We start from the raw sequence: 24,127 nt of genomic DNA on the forward strand, positions 1-24,127 counted from the left end.
TCAGGCTTCGGCCGCGTCGAGGGCCTCGGCGAACGCGTCCTGGAACGCGGTGCTCCGGAGGATGTCCAGGTGCCGCGCGCCGGGAATGATCCTCAGGTCCGCGACCGGCGCCAGCGCGCTCCAGTCGCGCAGGCGCTCCGGTCGCGTCAGCGAATCAGCGGCCTGGAAGACGTGCACGGGCCGCGCCAGCGGCGCGAAGGCGTGGCGCTTGGCCCGCACGCGCTTGTCCAGGAGGGCCCACAGCTCGAACTCGCGCGCCGTCAGGTCGGGCCCGTCCGCGGGCAGCTCCGGGTTGTCGATGAGGTAGGCGTCGAGCGCCTCCCGCTCGTCCGCGTCCATGCGGGCGATCAGCCCGCGCCACTGCTCGGCCATCCGCGAGCCCTCCAGCCAGTCCGCGCGCCGCCGCGCGGCCAGCGCCCGCGCGTCCGCGTCCAGGGTCCGCGGCGCCGCGAAGGGCACCGACTCGAACACGTCCACGAGGCCCAGGAAGTCGACGCGCACGCGCCCGTCGAGACGGCGCGCGGTCTCGTAGGCGAGGTCGCCGCCGGACGACCAGCCGACCAGCGCGCACCGGCCGCCCGGCGCGTGCGCGGCGATGCACTCCGCGTAGGCGCCGCTCAGCGCGGGCACATCGTACCCCTGCCAGCGCGCCTCCGTGTAGACGTGGCTGACGAAGCCGTGGACCGGCCGCTCCGGGCCGAGCCGCGCGGCCAGCGCGGCGAACTCGGTGGCGTTGGCGATCAGGCCGGGGACGCAGAAGAGCGGAATCCGTCCGCCCTCGCGGCGGAGATGCACGATCTCCGGCCCGCGCGGAGCCGCCGGCGCGACGCGTTCGGCGAGCTCGGCGAGGCTCTTCGCGCCGAGGATCTGGGCGAGGGTGAGGGTCTTGCTCCCCGCGACGCCCTGCCGGCGGATGCGCGCGAGCATCTTCAGGCTCAGGATCGAGTCGCCGCCGAGGTCGGCGAAGGCGTCGTGGCGGCCGATCGCGGACGGATCCAGGCCGAGGAGGTCGGCCCAGAGGGCGGCGAGTGCCCGTTCCGTCCCGTCCCGGGGCGGATCCTTCCCGTCCGTCCCGCGCGCCGCCTCCAGCGAAGCCAGGGCGCGCCGGTCGAGCTTGCCGTTGGGGGTCAGGGGCAGCGCGTCGAGCCGGGTCAGGCTCGTCGGCACGAGGGCCGGCGGCAGGCGCTCGGCGAGCCGGGCGCCGACCGCGGCGAGGTCGAGGTCCGGATCGGCCACGACGTAGCCGGCGAGGCGCGGGCCCTCCGCCCCGTCGGCCTCCGGTTCGGCGAGCGCGATGACGGCGGCGTCGCGGATTCCCGGAAGCTCGCGCAGGGCCGCGGCCGCCTCGCCGGGCTCGACCCGGTGGCCCCGGATCTTCACCTGGTCGTCGGCCCGGCCCACGAAGGCGAGGCTGCCGTCGCGGAGAAGCCGGACGCGGTCGCCGGTCCGGTAGAGGCGCGCCCCGGGGCCGGCGTAAGGGTCCGGAACGAACCGCTCGGCGGTGAGGCCCGGCCGGTCGAGATAGCCCCGCGCGACCTGCGGCCCGCCGAGGTAGAGCTCCCCCGTCGCGCCCGGCGGCACCGATGCGAGGAATCCGTCGAGCACGCGCGCGCGGACGCCCGGGAGCGGCGTCCCGATGGGCGCGCCGCCGGCCCAGCGTCCGGCCCCGTCCTCCGGGCCGAGCGCACCGCCCCGGTGTTCCGCCCCCGCGCGGACCTCCTGGCACAGCGCGCCGACCGTCGCCTCGGTCGGCCCGTAATGGTTGACCACCCGGCAGCCGGGCTTCAGCGCGGCGATCCGGTCGACGAGGGGCCAGCGCAGCGCCTCGCCGCCGAGGATGATGAGCCGTTCTGGCAGCGCGGCGGCGGGGTCGGCCGCCTGGAGCAGCGCGCCGAGGTGGCTCGGCGCGATCTTCAGGGCGTCGATCCTCCGGCCCCCGGCCGCGTCCCCCCCGACCGCGGCGGCGAAGCGGTCGGGGTCGAGGGCGGTCTCGTGGTCGAGGAGGTCGAGTTCCGAGCCGCCGGCCAGCGCGCCGAACAGCACGGTGTTGCCCAGGTCGGCCGCAACGGTCGAGGCCATCGCGACGCGGCCGCCGACGGGCAGGCCGACGCGCGCGAGCATCCCGGCCACGTACTGCGCGAGGCCGCCGCGGGTCACGACGACCCCCTTGGGCCGGCCCGTGGAACCCGAGGTGTAGAGGATGTAGGCCGCCGCGTCGGGATGCGGCGGCGCGGCCGCGAAGGGCGGGGCCGCTGCGTCCTCGGCCGGGTCGAAGCGCGCCGCGATCACCGGCCGGTCGGGCCGGTCGCCCGGGACCGGCTCGCCCAGGACGAGGCAGGCCCCGCACTCGGCCACGAGGTCGGCCCGGCGGGCGGCCGGGAGGCCGGGATCGATCGGCACGTAGGCGGCGCCGGTCTTGAGGATCGCCAGGAGGCCGAGCACCCATTCGGGGCCGCGGCCGAGATGGAGGGCGACCCGCGTCTCCGGCCCCGCTCCGTCCGCGGCCAGCCGCGCGGCGAGGCGGTCCGAGGCGGCATCCAGCTCGGCCCGGCTGTGGGAGCGCCGGCCCTGCCGCAGGGCGGGCGCCTCCGGCGCCTCGGCCGCGCGGGCGCGCCAGGCCGCGACCACGTCGGGCGCGACCCCGTCGGGCGCGGCCGGGTCCGTCGCCGCGGCCGGGGCGGGGCACGCCAACGCGTAGAGCGGGCGGTCGGGTTCGGCCACCGCCGCGGCGAGCAGCGTCGCGAAGGCCTCGGCCAGGCCCGCGACGGTCTCGGGGTCGAACAGGTCGCGGGCGAAGGCCAAGCGGCCGCACAGGCCCTCGGCGGAATCGACGAGATCGAGGCTGAGGTCGAAGTGGACGTCGCCCCCGTCGAGGCCGCGCAGCCGCATCGGCCGTCCGGCGAACCGGGCGTCGGGCGGGGGCGCGGCCTGCTCGGTGACCTTGACCTGGAACAGCGGGTGGAGCCCGGGCCGGCGCTCCGTCGCCGACGCCGCGACGATCCGGTCGAACGGCAGATCGGCGTGCGCCTGGGCGGCCAGCAGCCGATCGCGGACCTGCCGGAGATGGGCGCGGAACCCGTCGCGCGGGTCGACGCGGGCCCGCAGGACCCCGATGCCCGTCAGGTGGCCGACCATGCCGCGCGTCTCGGGCCGCGCGCGGTCGGCGAGCGGCAGGCCGACGCGCACGTCCGCGCCGTCGCCGTAGCGGGCCAGCGTCAGGGCGAACCCCGCGAGAGCGGCCATGAACGGCGTCGCGCCCTCGCGGCGGGCGAGGCTCCGCAGGGCCTCGCTCACTTCGGGCGGGATCCGGAACGCGTGGATCCCGCCCGAAGCGGCGCGCTCCGCGCGGCGGGGCCGGTCGAGGGGCAGCGGCGTCTCGGCCGGGGACGCGCCCAGCTCCGAGCGCCAGTACGCGGCCTGGCGCTCGGCCTCCCCGGCCTCGAGCCGGCCGTGCTGCCAGAGGGCGTAATCCGCGTACTGCACGAGCAGCGGCGGCAGGCCGTCGGCCCCCGCCTCCCGCGACCGGGCCGCGTACAGGGCGTCGAGGTCGCGCAGCAGCAGGGGGATCGACTGCCCGTCGGCGGCGATGTGGTGCAGGCCGAGCAGGATCCGGTCGGTGCCGTCCCCGAGGCGGTGCAGCTCGACGCGGAGCAGGGGGCCGGCCTCCAGATCGAACGGCGTGCGGGCCAGGGCCTCCGCGAGGGCGTCGCTGCCGGCGGCGCCGAGCCCCTCGCGGACCCGGATCGGGACCGGGGCGGCCGGGTGGACGCGCTGGCACGGCTCGCCCTGCGGATCCAGCCCGAAGGTGGTGCGCAGCGGCTCGTGGCGCCGCACGAGGTCGTCGACGGCGGCCTGGAGCCGCGCCGGATCGAGGGTCCCGGCGATCTCGACGATGCCGGTCAGGTTGTAGGCTGGGCTCAGGGGCTCGCGTTGCCAGGTCAGCCACAGGCCGCGCTGCGCCGCCGAGAGCGGCAGCGCCGTCCTGTCGCCGTCCGCCGGGACGATCGGCAGGGTGGCGAAGTCGATCCCGTTCTCGGCGAGCTTGGCGAGGAAGGCCCGGCGCTGCTCCGGCGCGAGCCGGGCGAAGCGTCGCGCGATCTGCGTGGCCTGAAGGGTCATGTCCGCGTCGCTCCTGCCGCCGTCTCGATCGCGTCGAGCCAGCTCTCCATGTCGGTGAGGTCGGCCACCCCGGCCCCGCCGGTGCTGCCGTCTGCGTCGATCCGGGCGGCCAGATCCGCCAGCGTCGGGTGATCGAAGACCGCGCGCAGCGGCAGGCGCGGTCCCAGGCTCTCCTGGACGGCGGCGACGAGCTTCATGACGAGGATGGAATCGCCGCCGCGCTCGAAGAAGGTGTCGGACCGGGCGACGGCGTCGGGGCCGGGCAGGCCGAGCACCGCGGCCCAGAGATCGGCGAGGCGCCGCTCGGTCGCCGTGCGCGGCGGGTCGGCGTCCCGGGCGGGCGCGTCCGCGTCGGGCTCGGGCAGGGCGCGGGCGTCGAGCTTGCCGCTCGTCGAGAGCGGCAGGGCGCCGAGCAGGACGATCGCGGCCGGCACCAGGGCCTCGGGCAGGTCGCGGGCCAGGGCGCGGCGCAGCTCCTGCGGGTCGGGGTGCGCGCCCGGCGCGGGCACCGCGTAGGCCACGAGCCGCGCGGGGCCGTCGGGTCTGCGGCGGGCGACGACGGCGGCCTGGGCGATGCCGGGCTGCGCGCGCAGGGCGGCGGCGACCTCGCCGGGCTCGACGCGCTGTCCGCGGATCTTGACCTGCTCGTCGGCGCGTCCGAGGTAGTCGAGGGCGCCGTCGGGGCGGCGTGCGGCGCGGTCTCCGGTGCGGTAGAGGCGCGCGCCGGGCCTTCCGAACGGGTCGGGCACGAAGCGCTCGGCGGTCAGGCCGGGGCGTCCGAGGTAGCCGCGGGCGAGGCCGGTGCCGCCGATGTAGAGCTCGCCCACTACCCCAACCGGCACCGGGTGCAGCGCGTCGTCGAGGACGTGGAGCTGCGTGTTGGCGATCGGGTGCCCGATCGGCACCCGCGGGGCGTCCGGCTCGGGCCCGCAGGTCCAGGCGCTGACGTCGATGGCCGCCTCCGTCGGCCCGTAGAGATTCGCCAGGTCGGCCCGGCTCTGGGCGCGGACGGCGGCCGCGAGGTCGGGGGCGAGCGCCTCGCCGCTGCACACGATGCGGGACAGGCTCGGGCAGGCGGCGAGCCGGCCGGACGCCAGGAACGCCTCCAGCAGGGCGGGCACGAAGTGCACGATCGTCACCGCCTCCCGCCGGATCAGGGCGGCCAGCGCGTCCGGATCGCGGTGGGCCTGCGGCGGCGCCATGACGAGGCGTGCGCCGCTGACGAGGGGCAGGAGGATCTCCCAGACGGCGACGTCGAAGGAGACCGGGGTCTTGTGCAGGATCACGTCGGCGGGGCCGACCGCGAAATGGGCCCGCATCCAGGCGAGGCGGTTGGCGATGGCGGCGCGGGTGTTGGCGCAGCCCTTGGGCGTGCCGGTCGAGCCGGACGTGTAGATGAGGTAGGCCAGGGCGTCCGGGTGCGCCGCCGCGGCCGGCAGGGCGGGATCGTCCGCCGCCTCTGCCAGATCCGGGGTGAGGATCTGCAGGTCCGGAAGCTCCGCCGGCCCGGGCATCCGCGCGGCCAGGCCGGACTCGGTGACGAGGAGGCGCAGGGCCGACTCGCGGGCGGTCGCGACGAGGCGCGGGCGCGGCAGCTCGGGGTTGAGGGGCAGGATCGCGGCCCCCGTCTTGAGAACGGCGAGCCAGGCGACGAGCAGCGCGCAGGACCGCTCCAGCCCGACGCCGACCAGAGTGTCGGGACCGGCCCCGGCGCGGGCGAGGCGGCGGGCCAGCGCGGAGGCCGCGCTGTCGAGGGCGCGGCGGGTGAGCGCGCCCTGCCCGTCGGTCACCGCGATCGCGTCCGGGTCGTGCGCCAAGTGGCCTGCGAAGGCGGCGAGGACGTCGCCGGCGCCGTCCGGGTAGGCCCGCGCGGTCGCGTTCGCCGAGCCGATCATCGCCCGGTCGCTGTCGGGCAGCGGCGGCGGCAGCGCCCCGAGCGGGGTTGCCGGGTCGGCCTCGGCCAGGGCGGCGAGCTGGGCCACGAAGGCGGCGAGCAGCGCCTCGGCATCCGCGTGTCCCAGGCGGTCGGCGGCGTAGCTCAGGCGCAGGGCCAGCCGCGTCCCGTCGGGGCCGGTCTCCGGGTGGACCACCAGGGTGACGGGGTAGTGCGTGGTCTCGGCGACGATGGCCGGGCCGAGACGCAAGGCGTGCGGGTCGGCAGCGTCGCCGTTTCCGTTTCCGTCGCCGTCCCGTCCGTGGCGCGCGGCGGCGAGGGCTTGGTCGACGGGGTAGTTCTCGAACACCACGAGGCTGTCGAACAGGCCGCCCGTCCCTGTGCCCGTCCCTGTGCCCATGCCCGTGCCCGCGGCGCCGGCGAGGCGCTGGATGGCGGCCAGGGGCAGGTGGCCGTGCTCGCGCAGGCCGAGACCGGCCTCCTGCACGCCCGCCAGCCACGCGCCGAGGGGCTGGGCCGGGTCGAGGTCCACGACCACCGGCAGGGTGTTGATGAACAGCCCGAGCACGGTCTCGGCCCCGGGCAGGTCGGCCGGGCGCCCGGCCACGGTCGTGCCGAAGGCGACCCGCGCCTGCCCGGTGCGGGCGGCCACGAGCCGGGCCCAGGCGGCCTGGACGCAGGTGTTGAGGGTGAGGTGCGCGGCCCGGGCGCGGGCGAGCAGCCGCCCGGCGGCGGCCGGCGGCACCCGGTGCCGGACCTCGCCGTGATGCCGGACTTCGCCGTGGCCGGGCGGGCGCTGTCCGTCGCGGGCGCCGGGCGTGCCGGGTGGGTCGAAGGTGTCGGCGAGGCGGGTGGGGGCGTCGAGGCCGGCGAGGGCGTCCTGCCAGAAGCGCTCGGCGGCGGCCCGCGGCTGGCGGGCGAGCCAGGCGAGGTAGTCGGCGAAGCGTCCTGTGACGGGCTCGGGTTCCTCTCCGCGGTAGCGGGCGAGCACCTCGGCGACGAGGCGGGCGGTGCTCCATCCGTCGAGGATCAGGTGGTGGACGGTGAGCACGAGGTGGTGGCGGTCCGGTCCGGTGCGGACCAGGACGAGGCGCAGGAGCGGGGCCCGGGCGAGGTCGAAGGGCCGGGCGCGCTCCTCGGCGGCCAGGGCGGCGAGGCGGTCGGCGAGGCGCGCGGCGAGGCGGTCGGCGCGGGCATCCTCGTCCGGGGCGTCCTCGTGCGGCGCATCCTGGCTCGACGGCGCCCCGGTCCAGTCGAGGCGTGCGAGGGGCAGGGGCACGGGGTCGAGGACGGCCTGGAGGGGCGGGCCGTCGGCGGGGTCGAGGATGGCGGTGCGCAGGACGTCGTGGCGCTCGAGGGTGGCGCGGACGGCGCGGGCGAAGCGGTCGGGATCGAGGGGTTCGAGGTCGAGGCGGACCTGGTTGCGGTAGGCCGCGTCCCCGGGGGCGAGGCGGGCGTGGAAGAGCAGGCCCTCCTGCAGGGGGGTGAGCGGGTAGAGGTCGGCGAGGCTATCGGGGGCCAGCGCGTGGTTGGCGAGGAGTGCGTCGAGGCCGGGTTGGTCGAGGCGGGCGAGGGGCAGGTCGGCGGGGGTGGGCCGGCGCGGGGTTCGCGGATCGGCGCAGTGGGCGACGAGGGCCTGGAGGGTGTGCCGGGTATCGCGGGCGATGGCGGCGATGGCGGCGGCGTCGTGGCGGTCGGGGCTGAAGCGCCAGGCGAGGTGGAGGCGGCCGGCGCGCACGAGGGCGGTGAGGGTGAGCTCGGCGCCCGCGGGGCTGTGGGGGTCGCGCATGGGCCCCGCGCTCTCGGGGGCGAGGGCGAAGGGCGCGTCGGGGTCGGCGCGGTCGGCGTCGATCTGGCCGAGGTAGTTGAGGAGGATGCCGGGCTCGGGGGTTGCGGCGATGCGGTGGCGCAGGTCCGCGACGGGGCCGTGGCGCAGGAGGTCGTGGCTGAGGTCGGGCTGGGGCAGGGCGCGGCGGGCTTCCTTCACCCGGCAGAGGGCGCGGCCGAGGAGGAGACCGAGGGCGTGGCCGCGGGCGGCGTCGTCCGGCGGCAGGTCCGGCTCGCCGCCGAGGGGGTCGAGCCGCAGCGGCACCAGCGTGGTGAACCAGCCCACCGTCCGGCTCAGGTCGTGGCGCGCCGCCTCGCCGGCCGCGTCCGCCAAGCTGTCCGCCAAGCTGTCCGCCAGGGCGTCGGCATCGCGACCGTGGCCCTCGATCACGACGCGCACGGCTCGCCCGCCGCAGCGGCGCGACACCGCCACCGCGAGCGCCGCGAGCAGGAGTTCGTCGGGGCGCGTGCGGTAGGGCCGGCCGGCCCGGCGGAGGAAGGCGTCGGTGGCGTCGGCGTCGAGGCTGTCGGCGATCTCGGTCTGGGCGGATTCGACGTTGGGGGCGTCGGGCCGGGCAGGTTCGAGGCCCCATGCGGGCGGCGCGAGCTGCGCCGCCCAGGCCTCGGCCCAGGCGCGGCGGCGGTCGGCCTCGGCCGGATCCCGGGCCAGGGCGTCGAGGTGCCGGGCCCAGGCGGGGAAGGAGGTCGCGGGCGCCGGCAGGGTCCGCCCCGCGAGGGCCAGGGCGAGATCCGCCACCAGGATGCGCCAGGAGACGGCGTCGACCACGAGGTGGTGGGCGACGAAAAGGAGGCGCTGCCCGCCGTCCGGGGCCGGATCGACCAGGACGGCGCGCAGCACCGGCCCGCGGGCGAGGTCGAGGCTCGTCTGCGCGGCCTCGGCCAGCGCCGCCAGGGCGGCCGCGTCCCGGGCCTCGCGGCGCCACAGCGACCCGGCGGCCGCGACGGCGTCGGCTGCGGTGCAGGTCTGCCGCCAGCCGCCGTCGGCCGCCTGCGCGAAGCGCAGCCGCAGGGCCGGATGGGCGGTGGACAGCGCGGCGAGCGCCTCCGCGACGCGGTCCGCCGCGAGGCGCGCCCGCGGGACGAGCAGCACGGCCATGTTCCAGTGCGCGCGCCGCGGCATCGGCGCGGCCAGGAACCAGCTCTGGATCGGGGTCAGCGGCACCGGGCCGGCCTCGAGGCCCGGATCGGTCGCCGCGTCGCGCGCGGGGAGCGCCGGGCGTGCGCCCTGGCGCTCGGCGTGCGCGGCGAGGGCGGCGAGGCTCTGGTGGGTGAACACGTCGCGGGGGGTGAGCGTCAGGCCGGCCTGACGGGCGCGCGTGACGAGCTGGAGGGCGAGGATGGAATCGCCGCCGCGCTCGAAGAAGGTGTCGGACCGGGCGAGCGTGTCGGGCCTGGGCAGGCCGAGCACCGCGGCCCAGAGATCGGCGAGGCGCCGCTCGGTCGCCGTGCGCGGCGGGTCGGCGTCCCGGGCGGGCACGTCCGCGTCGGGCTCGGGCAGGGCGCGGGCGTCGAGCTTGCCGCTCGTCGAGAGCGGCAGGGCGTCGAGCAGGAGGATCGCGGCCGGCACCAGGGCCTCGGGCAGGGCGCGGGCCAGGGCGCGGCGCAGCTCCTGCGGGTCGGGGTGCGCGCCCGGCGCGGGCACCGCGTAGGCCACGAGCCGCGCGGGGCCGTCGGGTCTGCGGCGGGCGACGACGGCGGCCTGGGCGATGCCGGGTTGTGCGCGCAGGGCGGCGGCGACCTCGCCGGGCTCGACGCGCTGGCCGCGGATCTTGACCTGCTCGTCGGCGCGTCCGCGGTAGTCGAGGGCGCCGTCGGGGCGGCGTGCGGCGCGGTCTCCGGTGCGGTAGAGGCGCGCGCCGGGCCTTCCGAACGGGTCGGGCACGAAGCGCTCGGCGGTCAGGCCGGGGCGTGCGAGATAGCCGCGGGCGAGGCCGGTGCCGCCGATGTAGAGCTCGCCCACCACCCCAACCGGCACCGGGTGCAGCGCGTCGTCGAGGATCCAGGCCGTCCGGTCGCCCACCGGGCTGCCGATCGGCGCGTAGGGCGTGTCGCAGGTCGTGCCGGCGGGGACCTTCCAGACGAGCGGCGTCACCACGGTCTCGGTCGGCCCGTAGCCGTTGATGAGGCGGCGCGGCCCGAGGGCGCGGTTGACGCGCGCGAGCTCGTCGCGCGGCATCGCCTCGCCGCCGAAGGAGAGCAGGTCGAGGGTCGGCGCGCCGCCCTCCTGCTCGGCCCAGCGCGTCAGTTCCCGGACGTAGCTCGGCGGGAAGCCGGCATTGGTCACGCCGTGCCGGCGGAACGCCGCGAACACCTCCGCCGGCGACCAGAGCGCGTCGTCGCGGAGCACGAGGCTGGCGCCGCAGGCGAGCGCCGTCAGCCAGCGCTCGTGCCCGCCGTCGAAGTTGAAGGTGATGAAGTGGAACTCGCGGGAGTCCGCGTCCATCTCGTAGAGCGGCGCGGTCGCGCGGACGTGCATCGCGAGGGGGCCGTGCGCGACCGCCACCGCCTTCGGCTTCCCCGTCGAGCCGGAGGTGTAGATCAGGTAGGCGAGGTTCTCCGGGTGGAGCGCCACCGGGGGTGGAGGCCCCGCTTCCGCGTCCGGCGCGTCCGCGTCGATCAGGATCTGCCGGACCCCGGCTGGCCCGCGGCCGGCATGGGCGCGATCCGTGACGAGGACGCGCGCGCCGCTGTCGGCGACCATCGCGGCGATCCGCGCGTCCGGCAGGTCGAGCCCGAGCGGCAGGTAGGCGCCGCCCGCCTTGAGCACGCCGAGATAGGCGGCGAGCAGGCCGGGCGAGCGGGGCAGCATCACGGCGACGACCGTGTCCGGGCCGATGCCGGCCTCGGCGAGACGGTGCGCGAGGCGGTTCGCCTCGGCGTCCAGCGCGCCGCGGCTCGTGGCGCGATCGGCGAAGATCACCGCGGTCCGTTCGGGGTCCGTGCGCGCGAACCCCGCGATGGTCACGTGAACGGGCTGCCCGTCGACCTCGGGCGGCGCGGAGGGCGGGTTCAGCCGCGCGATCTCGCCCGGTGTGAGCAGGGGCGCCCCGTGGATCGGCGCGTCCGGCGCCGCGACGAGGCTGCCCAGCAGGGTCAGGAAATGGTCGCGCCAGCGCGCGACGGTGGCCGCGTCGAACAGGTCGCGGGCGTAGGTGAGGTGCGCGGTGAAGCCGCCCTGCGCCTCCTCCAGCGTGGTCAGGCCGAGATCCACGTGGGCGCTGCCGGTGGCGCGGGGGACGCGCTCGACCGACAGGTCGCCGACGCGGATCGTGGCGAGCGGGCGCTCCTGCAGGTGCTGGACGATCGCCTGGAACAGGGGATTGCGGCCCGGATGCCGGTCGGGGCTCAGGGCGCTCACGAGCCGCTCGAACGGCACGGATTGATGGGCCTGGGCTTCCACGAGGAGCGCCCGCGTCGCCTCCACGCACGCGGCGAAGCTGTCCAGCGGGTCGAACGCGAAGGGCAGCACCAGGGTGTTGGCGAAGCTGCCGATCACGCCCGCGGTCTCGGGCCGGGTGCGGTTCGCCACCGGCACGCCCAGGCGGAGAGCGCGCTCGCCGCCGAGGCGCTGGAGCAGGATCGCGAAGCCGGCGGCGAGGACGTGGAACGCGGTCGCGCCGCGGCGGCGGGCCAGGGCGCGGATGCCCGCCGCGGTCGCGGGCGGCAGCGGGAAGGTCAGCGTCTCCCCGGTGAAGCTGGGCACGTCGGGGCGCGGCCGGTCGGCGGGCAGGGCGAGGACGGGGTGCTCCGTGCCGAGGAGGTCCGTCCAGAACTCGAGGCTCGCGGCCTGGGCGCCCGCGTCCAGCATCCGCGCCTGCCAGGCGGCGTAATCCGCGTAGGTGATGGCGGGGGCCGCGCTCTCCGGCGCGTCGGATCCGTAGCCGGTGGCGACCGCGTCGATCAGCAGGTCCATCGACACGGCGTCGCCGACGATGTGGTGCAGGGTCAGGAAGACGACGTGCCGATCCGGCGCCTCGCGCACCAGGGCGGCGCGCAGCAGGGGCCCGCGCGCGAGGTCGAAGGGCGCCCGCTCGACTACCGCCTCGATCGCGGCGCGGCGCGCCCGCGCCTCGGCCGCGTCGCAGCCGGTCAGGTCGTGGCGGGCCATCGCGAACGTGCCCGCCGGGTCGACCTGCTGCACCGGCTCCCCGTCGCGCAGGGGGAAGCGCGCGCGCAGGCCCGCGTGACGGGCGACGGCGCCGGCGAACGCCCGGTCCAGCGCCTCGGGGTCGAGCGGACCGGTCAGGCGCAGCGCGCCGACGATGTGATAGGCCGGGCTCTCCGGGTCGAGCTGCCAGAGGAGCCAGAACCGGCGCTGCGCGTCGGAGAGCGGTCCCGCGTCGCCGCCCTCCGCGGGCAGGATCGGCAGGCGGTCCGCGTCGAGGCCGCGCGCGGCGAGGTCCTGCACGAACCGGCGGCGCTTGCCGTCGGGCAGCGCGGAGAAGCGCGCCGCCAGGGCGCGCAGCTGGTCGTCCCGCGAGGGGCCGGTGTCAGTCATTCGGCGTGTTCCAGCGCGTCGAGGAGGTCGCTCATCGCGTCGATGTCGGCGTCCGCGCCACCCGCGTCCCGGCCGTCGATCGCGACCGCGAGATCCGCCAGGGTGCGCGCCTCGAAGACGGCGCGCAGGGGCAGGGCGATGCCGTGCGCCTCGCTCAGGCGCGCGACGACCCGGGCGACGAGGAGCGAGTGCCCGCCCAGGGCGAAGAAGTTGTCGCCGCGCCCGACCGAGGGGAGGTTCAGCACCTCGGCCCAGACAGCGGCGAGGCGGCGCTCCGTCCCGGTCCGCGGCGGGTCGGCGGCCGGGTCGGCGACCGGCTCCGGCGCCGGCAGGGCGGCGCGGTCGACCTTGCCGTTGGGGGTCAGCGGCAGGGCATCGAGCGTCACGACGGCCGCCGGCACCATCGCGTCCGGCAGCGTCGCGGCGAGCGCCCGGCGCAGCTCCGCGGGGTCGAGCGCCGCCCCGGGGCCAGGGACGACGTGGGCCACCAGCCGCGCGTCGCCGGGCCGGTCCTGCCGCGCGGTCACGACGGCCTGCGCGACGCCGGGTTGCGCGATCAGCGCCGCCTCGACCTCGCCGGGCTCGATGCGCACGCCGCGGATCTTCACTTGGTGGTCGACGCGGCCGCGGTAGTCGAGGGCCCCGTCCGCGCGCCAGCGCGCGCGGTCGCCGGTCCGGTACATGCGCGCGCCGGGCGGCCCGAAGGGGCAGGGGACGAAGCGCTCGGCCGTGAGCCCCGGCCGCCCGAGATACCCGCGGGCGAGCCCGGCGCCCGCGAGGTAGAGTTCGCCGACCGTGCCCGGCGGGACCGGCCGCAGGCCGCCGTCGAGGATATAGGCCTGCGTGTTCCACAGGGGCGCGCCGACGGTGACGGCCTCCGCGCCGGGCACGATCTCGGCCGCCGTGGACCAGATCGTGGTCTCGGTCGGGCCGTAGAGGTTGGTCACCCGCGCCGCCCGCGCGCTCAGGGCGCCCGCGAGGTCGGGCGGCAGCGCCTCGCCGCCCACCAGCACCCGCACGCCGCGCAGGGCGTCCGTCTCCGCGAGACCGCGCCACAGGGTCGGCGTGGCCTGCATCAGCGTGATGCCCGCCTCGCGGACGAGCCGCGCCAGACGCCCGGGATCGAGCACGTCGTCCCGCCCGGTGAGCACCACGCGCGCGCCGCGGAGCAGCGGCCCGAACAGTTCCAGGCCCGCGATGTCGAAGCCGACCGTGGTGACGGCGAGCAGCCGGTCCGCCGGCGTCACGCCGAGGCGATCGACGAGGTCGTGCAGCAGGTTGGTCAGGCCGGCATGCGGGACAACGACCCCCTTGGGCCGGCCCGTGGAGCCGGACGTGTAGATCACGTAGGCGGGATGGGCCGGCACGAGCGGGCGCGCCCGGTCCCGGTCGGTCGGCGCGCGGGCCGGCGCGGCCGCGAGCGCCGCGCGCCCGTCCGGGGCGTCGAGCACCAGGGCGGGCAGGCCGTCCGGCCGCGGCCACGCGTCGACGGTCACGAGGCCGGCGGGCCGGGCATCGGCCAGCATGAGGGCGAGCCGCTCCGCGGGGTAGCCCGGGTCGAGGGGCAGGTAGGCCGCCCCGGCCTTGAGCACGCCCAGCAGTGCCGCGACGAGGTCCGGCCCGCGCGGCAGCGCCACCGCCACGATGTCCTCCGGTCCGATCCCGCGGGCGATGAGCGCGTGGGCGATCCGGTTGGCGCGGGCCTCGAGCTCCGCGTAGCGCATCACCTCCGAACCGGCCACCAGGGCGACGGCCTCCGGCGTGCGGGCCGCCTGCGCGGCGACGAGGGCCGGCAGGGTCTCGGGCGGCACCGCCCGCGCCGTCGCGTTCCAGTCCGTCACGACCTGTCGCCGCTCGCCGGCCTCGAACAGGTCGAGATCCCCGATTGCCCGGTCCGGCGCGGCCGCCAGGGCCGCGAGCAGCCGCGCGAACCGGTCCGCGAGGCGGGTCGCGCCGGCTTCTTCGAAGAGGTCCGTGGCGTATTCGAGGTGGCCGACGACGCCCGCCTCCGTCCCGTCGGCCCCGCGCCGCTCGACGAGGTCGAAGGCGAGGTCGAACCGCGCGGCCCCGGCGCCGACCGGATCCGGGACGGCGCGCAGGCCGGCCAGATCGAAGGAATCCGGCACGCCGTCCTGAAGGGCCAGCATGACCTGGAACAGCGGATGGCGCGCGAGCGAGCGCGGCGGGTTCAGCACCTCCACGAGGCGCTCGAAGGGCACGTCCTGGTGCGCGTAGGCCTTGAGCGCGACGGCGCGGGCGCGCCCCACGAGATCGCGGCCGCTCGGGTCGCCGGACGTGTCGGTCCGCAGCACGAGCGTGTTGACGAAGCAGCCGACGAGGCCGTCGAGGGCCTCGTCCGTGCGGCCCGCGATCGGGCTCCCGAGCGGGATGTCCTCGCCCGCGCCCAGGCGGGTCAGGAGCGCCGACAGGCCGGCCTGGAGCACCATGAAGAGGCTCGCCCGCTCGCGCCGCGCGAGATCCGCCAGCGCGCGGTGGAGATCCGGCCCGAGGGCGAGGGGCACGCGCCGCCCGCGGTGGCTCGCCGTCGCCGGGCGCGGCCGGTCGGTGGGCAGCGCGAGGCCTTCGGGCAGCCCCGCGAGCTGCGGGCGCCAGTAGCCGATCTCGCGGGCGATCAGGCTGTCCGGGTCGGCCTCGTCGCCGAGACGGTCGCGCTGCCAGAGCGCGTAGTCCGCGTACTGCACCGGCAGGGCCGGGCGCTCCGGCGCCGAGCCGCGGCACCGCGCCGCGTAGGCCGCCGCGAGATCGCGCATCAGCGGAGTCAGCGACCAGCCGTCGGCGGCGACGTGGTGGATCAGGAGGAGGAGCCCGTGCGCGTCCGGGCCGAACCGGTACAGCCGCGCGCGGATCGGCAGGTCGACGGCCAGGTCGAAGGGCGCGCGCGCCGCCGCGGACAGCGCGTCCGGCCACGATTCCGGGTCCGCCGCGCGCAGGTCGAGGCCGGGCCGCGCCGCGTCGGGCGGCAGGACCTGCTGCGCCGGCGCCCCGTCGATCGCGACGATGCGGGTCCGCAGGCTCTCGTGGCGCGCCACCACGTCGGCGAGGGCCGCGCGCAGCGCGTCGGCGTCGAGCGGACCCGTGAGGCGGAGCGCGATCGGGATGGTGTAGGGATGCGCGCCGTCGATCCGCGACAGCAGCCACATCCGGGTCTGGGCCGCGGAGAGTGGGACGACGTCCGGCCGCGGGCGCGCGACGAGGGGCGTGCGCGCGGGGCCGACGTGTCCGGCCGCCTCACCGGCCGCGTCGCCGCCCGCGGCGATCCACCCGCTCAGCGCCGCGACCGTCGGGGCCTCGAACACGGCGCGCAGCGGCAGCTCGACGCCGAGCGCCGCGCGCAGCCGGCTGACGAGGCGCGTGGCGAGCAGCGAGTGCCCGCCGAGGTCGAAGAAGCCGTCGTCGACCCCGACCGCGTCGAGGCCGAGCACCTGCGCGAAGGCCAGCGCCACGGCCGCCTCGCGCGCGGTGCGCGGCCCGCGCCGACCCGCGCCCGCCCAGTCGGGTTCGGGGAGCCGTCCTGGGTCGAGCTTCCCGTTGGCGGAGACCGGCAGGGCGGGCAGGGCGAGGATGCGGGCGGGGCGCAGCGCGTCGGGCAGCGTGTCGGCCAGGGCCCGCTGCAGCGCGGGCTCGTCGAGGACGCCGCCGGCCGCCGGCACCGCGTAGCCCACCAGCCGCAGCCCCCCGTCCGGACCGGGACGGGCGACCACCGCCGCCTCGGCGACACCCGGCAGCGCCCGCAGCGCGGCGGCCGCCTCGCCCGGCTCCACGCGCTGGCCGCGGATCTTGACCTGATCGTCCGCCCGCCCGCGGTAGTCGAGCTGCCCGTCCGCCCGCCACGCCGCCCGGTCGCCGGTGCGGTACAGCCGCGCCCCGGCCGGCGCGCCGCCGCGCCCGGCCTCCGGGTCGGGCACGAACCGCGCGGCGGTCAGGCCGGGCTGGCCGCGGTAGCCCCGGGCGAGGCCGAGGCCGCCGATGTAGAGCTCGCCGACGACGCCGACCGGCACCGGGTGGAGCGCGTCGTCGAGGACGTGCAGGCGCAGGTTGGCGATGGGCGCGCCGATCGGCACGCGCGGCCCGGGGGCGGGCCCATCTGCGCAGGCGCTGTCGCTTGCGCCGTCGCAGGCGCCATCGCAGGCGCTGTCCCAGGCTGCGACATCGCAGGCGGTGACGTCGATGGCGGCCTCGGCGGGTCCGTAGAGGTTGTGCACCCGCGCGCCGGTGCGGGCGGCGACGGCGCGGGCGAGGTCGGGCGGCAGGGCCTCGCCGCTGGCGACCAGTCGGGTGAGGCTGGCGGTGTCGTCGAGGGCGCCGGCGGCGAGGGCGGCCGAGAGCTGGGCGGGCACGAAGTGCAGGAGGGTGATGGCGTGCCGGCCGATGAGGCGGGCGATGGCGTCGGGGTCGCGGTGGGCACCGGGTGGCGCCAGGACGAGGCGTGCGCCGGTGACGAGGGGCAGGAGGATCTCCCAGACGGCGACGTCGAAGGAGACGGGGGTCTTGTGCAGGACGGTGTCGCGGGGGGAGACGCGCAGGTGGTCGGCCATCCAGGCGAGGCGGTTGGCGAGGGCGGCGTGGGTGTTGGCGCAGGCCTTGGGGGTGCCGGTCGAGCCGGAGGTGTGCAGGACGTAGGCGAGCGCGTCCGGGTGGGGCGCGCGGGGCGAGAAGGGTACGAAGGGCCGGGCGGCGTCTTCGTTCTGGTTCGCGTCCGCGCCCGCGTCGGCATCCGGATCGGCGTCCAGGACGAGGGGCGCTCGCCCTGCGGCGTCGGCGAGCGCGAGGTGCTGGTCGGCGAGTTCGGGCTGGGTGAGCAGGAGGTCGGCCTCGGCGGCGAGGGCGGCGAGGCGGGCTGGGGGCAGCTCGGGGTTGAGGGGGAGGATGGCGGCGCCGGTCCTGAGGACGGCGAGCCAGGCGGCGGGCAGGTCGCAGGCGCGCTCGAGGAGGAGGCCGACGACGCGCTCGGGTCGGGCGCCGGCGCGGGCAAGGCGTCGGGCGATGGCGGTGGCGCGGGCGTCGAGGCCGGCGCGGGTCAGGCTGGTCCGCGCGTCGGTCACCGCGATCGCGTCGGGGTCGTGCGCGCGGTGGTCTGCGAAGGCGGCGAGGACGTCGCCGGCGCCGTCCGGGTAGGCCCGGGCGGTCGCGTTCGCCGAGCCGATCACCGCCCGGTCGGAGGCCGTGAGCGCGCTCGCCGCGTGGAGGGGCCGGTCCGGCGCAGCGACGAGGGCGCGCAGCAGGGCGAGGAACCCGTCGCGCCAGCGCCGGGCGGTGGCGTCCGCGATCAGGCCGGCATCGTACTCGAGCTGGCAATCGATGCCGGTCCCGTCGGCGGCGACGTCGAGGGCGACGTCGAACTTGGCGCTCGCCACGTCGACGTCGATCCGCGCCGCCGCGACCCCCGCGAGGTCGAGGGGGGCGGCATCCCGGCTGGGGCGGAAGTTGAACGCCGCCTGGAAGACCGGCGTGGTCGCGGCGTCGCGCGCGATCCCGGTCTCCGCCACGAGGCGCTCGAAGGGGACGTCGTCCTCGGCCAGGAACGCCATCGCCTCGCCGCGCAGCCGCGCGCAGAGATCGCGGAAGCTCCCGCGCGGATCGAGGCGGACGCGGTAGACCTGCGTGTTGACGAGGAAGCCGACGAGGTCCTGCAGCTCGGGGCGGGTGCGGGCGGCGTTCGGCACGCCGACGGCGAAGTCCGTCTGGCCGCTCAGGCGGGCGAGCAGCACCTGCCACGCCGCCAGCAGCGCCACGAAGGGCGGGCACGCCTGCGACTGGCAGAACGCGGCCACCGCGCCGGCGAGGTCGGCGGGCAGGATGAAGTCGACCCGCCCGCCCGGGCGGTTCGCCAGGGGCTGGCGGGGATAGTCGAGGGGCAGGTCCAGGGCCGGGACGGCGTCGCCGAGGTAGCGGCGCCCGCGCGCGATCGCCGCGGACCCGGCCGCGCCGTCGAACCGGGCGCGCTGCCACGCGGCGAAATCCACGAAGCGCAGGCGCGGGGCGGGCAGCGGCTGCCCGATCCGCGCGGGATCGGCGAGGGCCGCGCGGTAGGCCTGCGCGAGATCCCGGAAGAGCCGCGCCGTCGACCACGCGTCCACCGCGATGTGGTGCATCACCACGAGGAGGACGCGCCCGCCCGCCGGATCCGCCTCCGACAGGACCGCGCGCAGCGGCGGCGCGCGGGTGAGATCGAAGGGGTGGCGGCTCAAGGCGCGCAGCGCCGCGCCCGGGTCACCGTCGAGGGCCGGGACGCGCTCGAGTTCGAACGGCACGTGCGGGTGCAGGATCTGGCGCGGGCCGTCGGCGGTATCCGCCAGCGCCGTGCGCAGGACGTCGTGACAGGCGATCAGGCTCCGGAACGCGCCCTCGAGCGCCGGCACGTCGAGGGGGCCGGTGAGCCGGAAGGCCCGGGCCGAGTGGTAGGCCGGGCTCTCCGGGTCGTAGCGCTGGTGGAACCAGAGCCGCGCCTGCGGGAACGACAGGGGCGCCGGGCCCCCGGCGTGCCGCGGGATGCCGTCGGCCGCCTCGGCGTCCTCCCGGAGCAGGCGGGCGAGGGCCGCGCGCCGCGCCGCGTCGCGCGCCGCGACCCCGGTCACGGGCCCACCCCGGCGAGGCCGGCGCGCTCGGTCTCGCTCAGGCCGGCGAGTTCCAGGCGCAGGCTCGCCGTCTCCTCGATCGCGTCCGGCGGGGCGTAGGCGCCGAGCGCCGCCGCGAGGGTCGCGGGCGTGCTGTGGTCGAAGACCAGGCTCGGGGAGATCTCGACCTTGAGCAGCTTGCGGATGCGCGCCGTCAGCTTGATGACGAGGAGCGAGTTGCCGCCGGCCGCGAAGAAGTCGCCCGCGGCCCCGAGGCGCTCCGCCGGGAGGCCCAGCAGCTCCGCCATGGCGTCGGTGAGCACGGTCTCGAGCGCCGTGCGCGGCGGGACGCCCGTGCCCCCGTCCGGATGGGCGTCCGGAGTGGGCAAGGCGGCGCGGTCGATCTTGCCGTTGGCCAGTCGCGGCAGGCTGTCGAGGCGCAGGATCGGGGCGGGCAGCCACGCGGCGGGCAGGGTTTCGGCCAGCGCCGCGAGGAGCGCGGCGGGTGTCCGCTCGGGATCGGCGACCACGTAGGCCGCGAGTCCGGTCGCGCCGTCCGGCCCCGTGAACGGGCGCACCGCCGCCTGGCTCACGCCGGCGAGGCCCGCCAGCGCGGCCTCGACCTCGCCCGGCTCGACGCGGTGGCCGCGCAGCTTGATCTGGTCGTCGACCCGCCCGGCGAGCACGAGGCGGCCGCCGGGCAGCAGGCGGGCCCGGTCGCCGGTGCGGTAGAGCCGCCCCGCTCCGAACGGGTTGGGCGAGAACGCGCCCGCGCCGCCGGCCTCCGTGCCCGGGAGGTAGCCGCGGCAGATCTGGGCGCCCCCGAGGTGGAGCACGCCGACCGCGCCGGTCGGCGCGAGCGCGCCCGCCGCGTCGAGGATGTAGGCCTCGCTGCCGGCGAGCACGCGGCTCAGCGGCAGGCTCTCGTCCGGCGGCGCGGTGGCCGCGTCCGGATGCACCAGCACGCCGACACAGGCCTCGGTGGGACCGTAATGGTTGGCGATCCGCGTCGTCGGCGCCGCCGCCCGGATCCGCCGGACCAGGGCGGCCGGCGTCGGCTCGCCGCCGAGCACCAGCAGGGCGGGCAGCGCGGGGTCCTCGACGCCGTCGAGGAGGGCGGCGAGGTGGGACGGGACCAGTTTCGCGCAGGCGACGGCGTTGCCGCGCAGGAAGCGCGCGAAGGCCGGGCCGTCGGCCATCTCGGCCTCGTCGGCGACCACGAGGCAGGCGCCGAGGCGCAGCGCCGCGAACAGCATGGTGTTGCCGAGGTCGGCCGCCACCGTGGAGGTCAGCGCGAAGCGCCCGTGGCCGGACAGGTCGAGGGCGTCGATGACGGCCTCCGCGTAGGCGCGGATCTGGGCGTGCTCGATCACCACGCCCTTCGGCGTCCCGGACGAGCCGGAGGTGAAGAGCAGGCAGGCCATGTCGGAGGGGTCCCGGGCCTCGGCGGGGTGCCGGGCCTCACCGAGGCCGTCGAAGATCGCCCCGAGGGCGTGCCGGCCGGCCGCGGGGTCGGCCGAGAGCGCCACGGTCAGCGCGGGCCGGGCGAGCGCGATCAGGCGGTCGCGGCGGGCCTGCGGCCAGGCCGGGTCGAGGGGCAGGTAGGCGCCCCCCGCGCGCCAGACCGCGAGGATCGCCACCACGAGGTCGACGGAGCGCGGCAGGTCCAGGGCGACGACGCGCTCGGGACCGACGCCGCGCGCGGCGAACCAGGCGCCGAGGCGCGCGACGCGGTCCTCCAGCGCGGCGTACGACAAGGTGCGGCCGGCGCCGACGAGGGCGGGGGCGTCCGGCGCCGTCGCCGCGTGGCGGGCGACGAGGACCGGAAGGGTCTCCGCCGGCAGGGCGCGGGCGGCCGGGCGGCCGAAGGCGCGCAGGCGCACCTCCTCGCGCGCGCCGACGAGCGGATAGGTCGCGAAGGGCGTCGCGGCCTTCGCGGGCAGGCGGGCGAGCAGCGTCTCGACCTGATCGAGCAGGGGGTCCAGGGCCTCCACCGCGTAGCGGCGCGGGTCGGCGTGCAAGGTCAGCGCGGCGAGGCGCCCCTCCGCGTCGAGCGCCGGCTCCAGGCAGAGCTCGAACCCGGCGGGTCCGGGCAGGAGCCGGTCCTGCGCGGCCCCCTGAGCCGCGAGCGCGAAGCCGACCGCGGGGCGGCGGTCGTCGCCGGCCGCGTCGAGGGGGCAGAGTTCCTGGAAGGCGCGGTGCTCGTCGAGCCGCGCGGCGAGACCGGCCGCGGCCTCCGAGACGCTGGTCTCCGGCGGGAGGACGAGGCGCAGGGGCAGGGTCTTGGTGAAGACGCCGACCGTGCCGGCGAAGACCGCGTAGTCGCGCCGGCAATCGTGCGCCCAGCCGCCGAGGATCTCCGTCCGCTCGGCGAGGCGCGCCACGAGCAGCCACCACGCGGCCTGGAGCACGGCCTCGGCGCCGGCCGCGGCGAGGTCCGGCCGGGCCAGCGCCCGCGCGAAGGCGTCCGTGACGGCGGCGTCGACGGCCCGACTCAGCCGGATCGCGGCGGCCGGCTCCTCCACCGCGTCGGCGGCCGACCCTTGGCGATAGGGCAGCCGGAGGGGCGCCGCGCCCGCGCCGATCTGGTCCCGCCAGTAGGCTTGGCCCTCGCCGTCCGCGTCGTCGGCGGCGACCGCCTCGCGCCACTCCGCGTACTGGGCGTAGGTCGCGGCCTCGGGATCGGCGCCGGGTGCCGCGTCGTCCGCGCAGGCGGCCGCGACCTCTGACAGGACGCGGTCGAGGCTGCCGGCATCGACCGCGAGGGCGCTGGCGACGAGGCGCAGCCGCGGCGTCGCGCCCGGCAGGAGGACGGCCGCGAGGGTCTGGCCGCGCTCCGGCGCGAGGCCGACGGTCCCGACGTCTCCCTGCGGCGCGCCGGTATCGAGCGGGATAGCGGGCGCGCCGGCCTCGGCCTGCCGCAGGCCGCGGAAGCCCGGTTCGCGCACGAAGGCGGTGCGCAGGACGTCGTGGCGGGCGGCGACCGCGGCGAGGCCGCGGCGGAGGCGGTCCGCCTCGACCGGCCCGGGCAGGTCGATCTCGGCGACGAGATTCGGCGCGGTGCCGGTCTCGTCGAGGTAGGCGCGCTGCTCGGGGGTCAGCGCCCGGGTCGGCGCCACCGCGAGGGAGGCCGGCGCCCCGGTCATCGCCGCCCCGGTCATCGCCGCGCCGGTCATCGCCGCGCCGGTCATGCCGCCGCTCCCGTGACCGCGCCGCGCTCGACCATGTCGCCCATGGCGACGACGATCCGGCGCGGCCCCTCGTAGGGGTCGCGGGCATGGGCGGCGAGCATGTTGTCGAGCATCACGACGTCGCCGGGGCGCCAGTCGAAGCGCACGGCGATCGCCTCGTAGAGGCGGCCGACCTCGTCCATCACCGCGTCCTCGATCGGCGTGCCGTCGCCGTAGAGCACGTCGCGCGGCATCCGCTCCGGCCCCACGAGGCCGAGGAGGTCGGCGCGCACCTCGGGGTCGAGGCAGCGCGGGTGGTGCAGCTGCACCTGGTTGAAGAACGACTTCTCGCCGGTCAGCGGGTGGGTGATCACCGCCGGGCAGCGCGTGCGGGTCTGGAGCGTGTCCGCGTCGAGCCAGGCGAAGTCGACGCTCTCGGCCCGGCAGCGGGCCTCCACGGCCGCGCGATCCTCGGTGTGGAAGAACCGGCGCCAGTCGACGTCGAAGCGCTCCGTGAAGGTGCGGACGTAGATCAGCCCCAGGCGCTCGAAGCGGTCGGCGAGCGCCGGCGGCAGCTGCCGGTACAGCGCGCGGCAGTCGACGATGGGCGTCGCGCCGCCCACCGGCGACGGCTGCTGGCAGAAGAACCACTGCTTGCGCGGCCAGGCATGCAGGTGGCTGCTCTCGTTGTGGTAGAGGATCATCTCCCGCTCGGGGTAGGGCGTCGAGCGGTAGGTGTTCTTCCCGCCCTCGTTCTTGGGCAGGTCGCCGTAGCCGCCGTAGAGGCCGGGCTGGAGCGCCTCGGCGAAGGCCTCGAATTCCTGCGGGGTCGCGATGCCGAAGCCGCGCAGCAGCAGGCCGGCGTGGCGGCGCAGCTTGCCCTCGACCCAGTCGCGCTGGGCGGTCGCCCAGGCCACCGCGTCGACGTCGGCCGACAGCGGCTCGATCACGAGGGGGAAGTCGCGCCCGGGCGCCAGGGTCGAGAGGCGGGCCGGCTCGCCCGCCGCGGCGGCGGGCGAGCCGGCGCCCAGTCCCTTGAGCTTGTCGAGCTTCGCTTCCAGGCGGCCGGTGCGCGGGAGCGACGGGGCGGTGTTCGACATGACGGGGTCCTCCGGGTCTCGTGAGGGCGGGAGCGCGGGCAGAAGGTCGGGCAGGCCGGGCAGCAGGGTCGGGAGCGGGGCCGCGGGCGCGGCGGCTGCGGCGGCGAGCAGGGTCGCGTAGGCCTCCGCGAGGCGCGCGACGCGTTCGGGGGTGAACAGGGCCGTGGCGAAGACCCACTCGGCCGCGATCCCGCCCCCCGGCGCGGGCGGGTCGAGGAAGAGCGCCATCTCGAATTTCGAGCCGTGCGCGCTGGCCGCCCGGGCCTCGGCCGCGAGCCCCGGGACACCGAAATCGCCGGGCGGCGCGTTCTGCATCACGAACAGGGCCTGGACGAGGGGTGGCCGGGCGCGGGCGCGCGGGATGTCGAGGGCGTCGACGATCCGGTCGAAGGGCAGGGTGGCGTGCTCGAAGGCGGCGAGGACGTCCTCGCGGACGCGCTCGATCAGCGCGGCGAAGGACGGGGCGCCGTCGAGGCGCGCCCGGATCGGCAGCACGTTGACGAAGAAGCCGATCAGCCCGGCCAGATCGGGGTGCGGCCGCCCCGCGACGTCGGTGCCGACCACGAAGCGTTCGGCCCCGCTAAGCCGATGGAGCAGGGCCTGGAAGCCCGCGAGCAGCACGACGAACGGCGAGGCGCCGCGCGCCCGGCCCAGCTCCGCCAGGCGGGCGACCAGCGGCCCCGGCAGTTCGAAGCGGACGGAGCCGCCGGCCTGCGACGGGACCGCCGGCCGCGGCCGGTCGGTCGGCAGGGGCAGCAGGACGGGCACCTCCGCGAGGTGCCCGCGCCAGAACGCGGTCTCGGCCGCCGCCGCGCGGTCCACGGCCGCCCGGTGCCAGCGCGCGAAATCCGCGTACTGGACGGGGAGGGGCGGCGCCTCCGCGCCGCGATAGGCGGCCCCGAGTTCGGAGAGCAGCACGCCGA

The 24,127-nt window shown here is 77.7% G+C and carries 5 protein-coding genes (1 of these 5 running past the window's edge); all 5 read right to left on the reverse strand.

All coding sequences use genetic code 11. The features are described from left to right. Tightly spaced (each overlapping or abutting the next), the 5 genes in view from ACLBX8_RS18160 to ACLBX8_RS18180 form a layout consistent with a single transcriptional unit that may run on beyond the window. Nucleotides 1–4,119, reverse strand: a complete 4,119-nt coding sequence (locus tag ACLBX8_RS18160; protein ID WP_447715591.1) for an amino acid adenylation domain-containing protein — start codon at nucleotides 4,117–4,119, stop codon at nucleotides 1–3. Further along, on the reverse strand, nucleotides 4,116–12,359 hold the full coding sequence (locus ACLBX8_RS18165; RefSeq protein WP_447715592.1) for an amino acid adenylation domain-containing protein: 8,244 nt from the start codon (nucleotides 12,357–12,359) through the stop codon (nucleotides 4,116–4,118). The genes ACLBX8_RS18160 and ACLBX8_RS18165 overlap by 4 nt, the downstream gene beginning before the upstream one ends. After that, entirely contained in the window at nucleotides 12,356–18,955 is a 6,600-nt protein-coding gene (locus tag ACLBX8_RS18170; protein ID WP_447715593.1) for an amino acid adenylation domain-containing protein, read from the reverse strand. Before ACLBX8_RS18170 ends, ACLBX8_RS18165 begins: the two co-directional genes overlap by 4 nt. Further along, nucleotides 18,952–22,125, reverse strand: a complete 3,174-nt coding sequence (locus ACLBX8_RS18175) for an amino acid adenylation domain-containing protein (RefSeq protein ID WP_447715594.1) — start codon at nucleotides 22,123–22,125, stop codon at nucleotides 18,952–18,954. The genes ACLBX8_RS18170 and ACLBX8_RS18175 overlap by 4 nt, the downstream gene beginning before the upstream one ends. Next, nucleotides 22,122–24,127: the 3' end of a condensation domain-containing protein gene (locus ACLBX8_RS18180; RefSeq protein WP_447715595.1), read on the reverse strand. The gene runs 2,479 nt beyond the window's last position; only the last 2,006 of its 4,485 coding nucleotides appear in the window; its start codon lies off the right edge, out of view — the gene reads right to left on this strand; the stop codon is at nucleotides 22,122–22,124. The genes ACLBX8_RS18175 and ACLBX8_RS18180 overlap by 4 nt, the downstream gene beginning before the upstream one ends.

Source organism: Methylobacterium sp. D48H (genome assembly GCF_053345715.1).

Bases quoted from the DNA above. Each gene is read 5' to 3' on its own strand.
- ACLBX8_RS18160 (WP_447715591.1), bottom strand. From the start codon at position 4,119: ATGACCCTTCAGGCCACGCAGATCGCGCGACGCTTCGCCCGGCTCGCG.
- ACLBX8_RS18165 (WP_447715592.1), bottom strand. From the start codon at position 12,359: ATGACTGACACCGGCCCCTCGCGGGACGACCAGCTGCGCGCCCTGGCG.
- ACLBX8_RS18175 (WP_447715594.1), bottom strand. From the start codon at position 22,125: ATGACCGGCGCGGCGATGACCGGCGCGGCGATGACCGGGGCGGCGATG.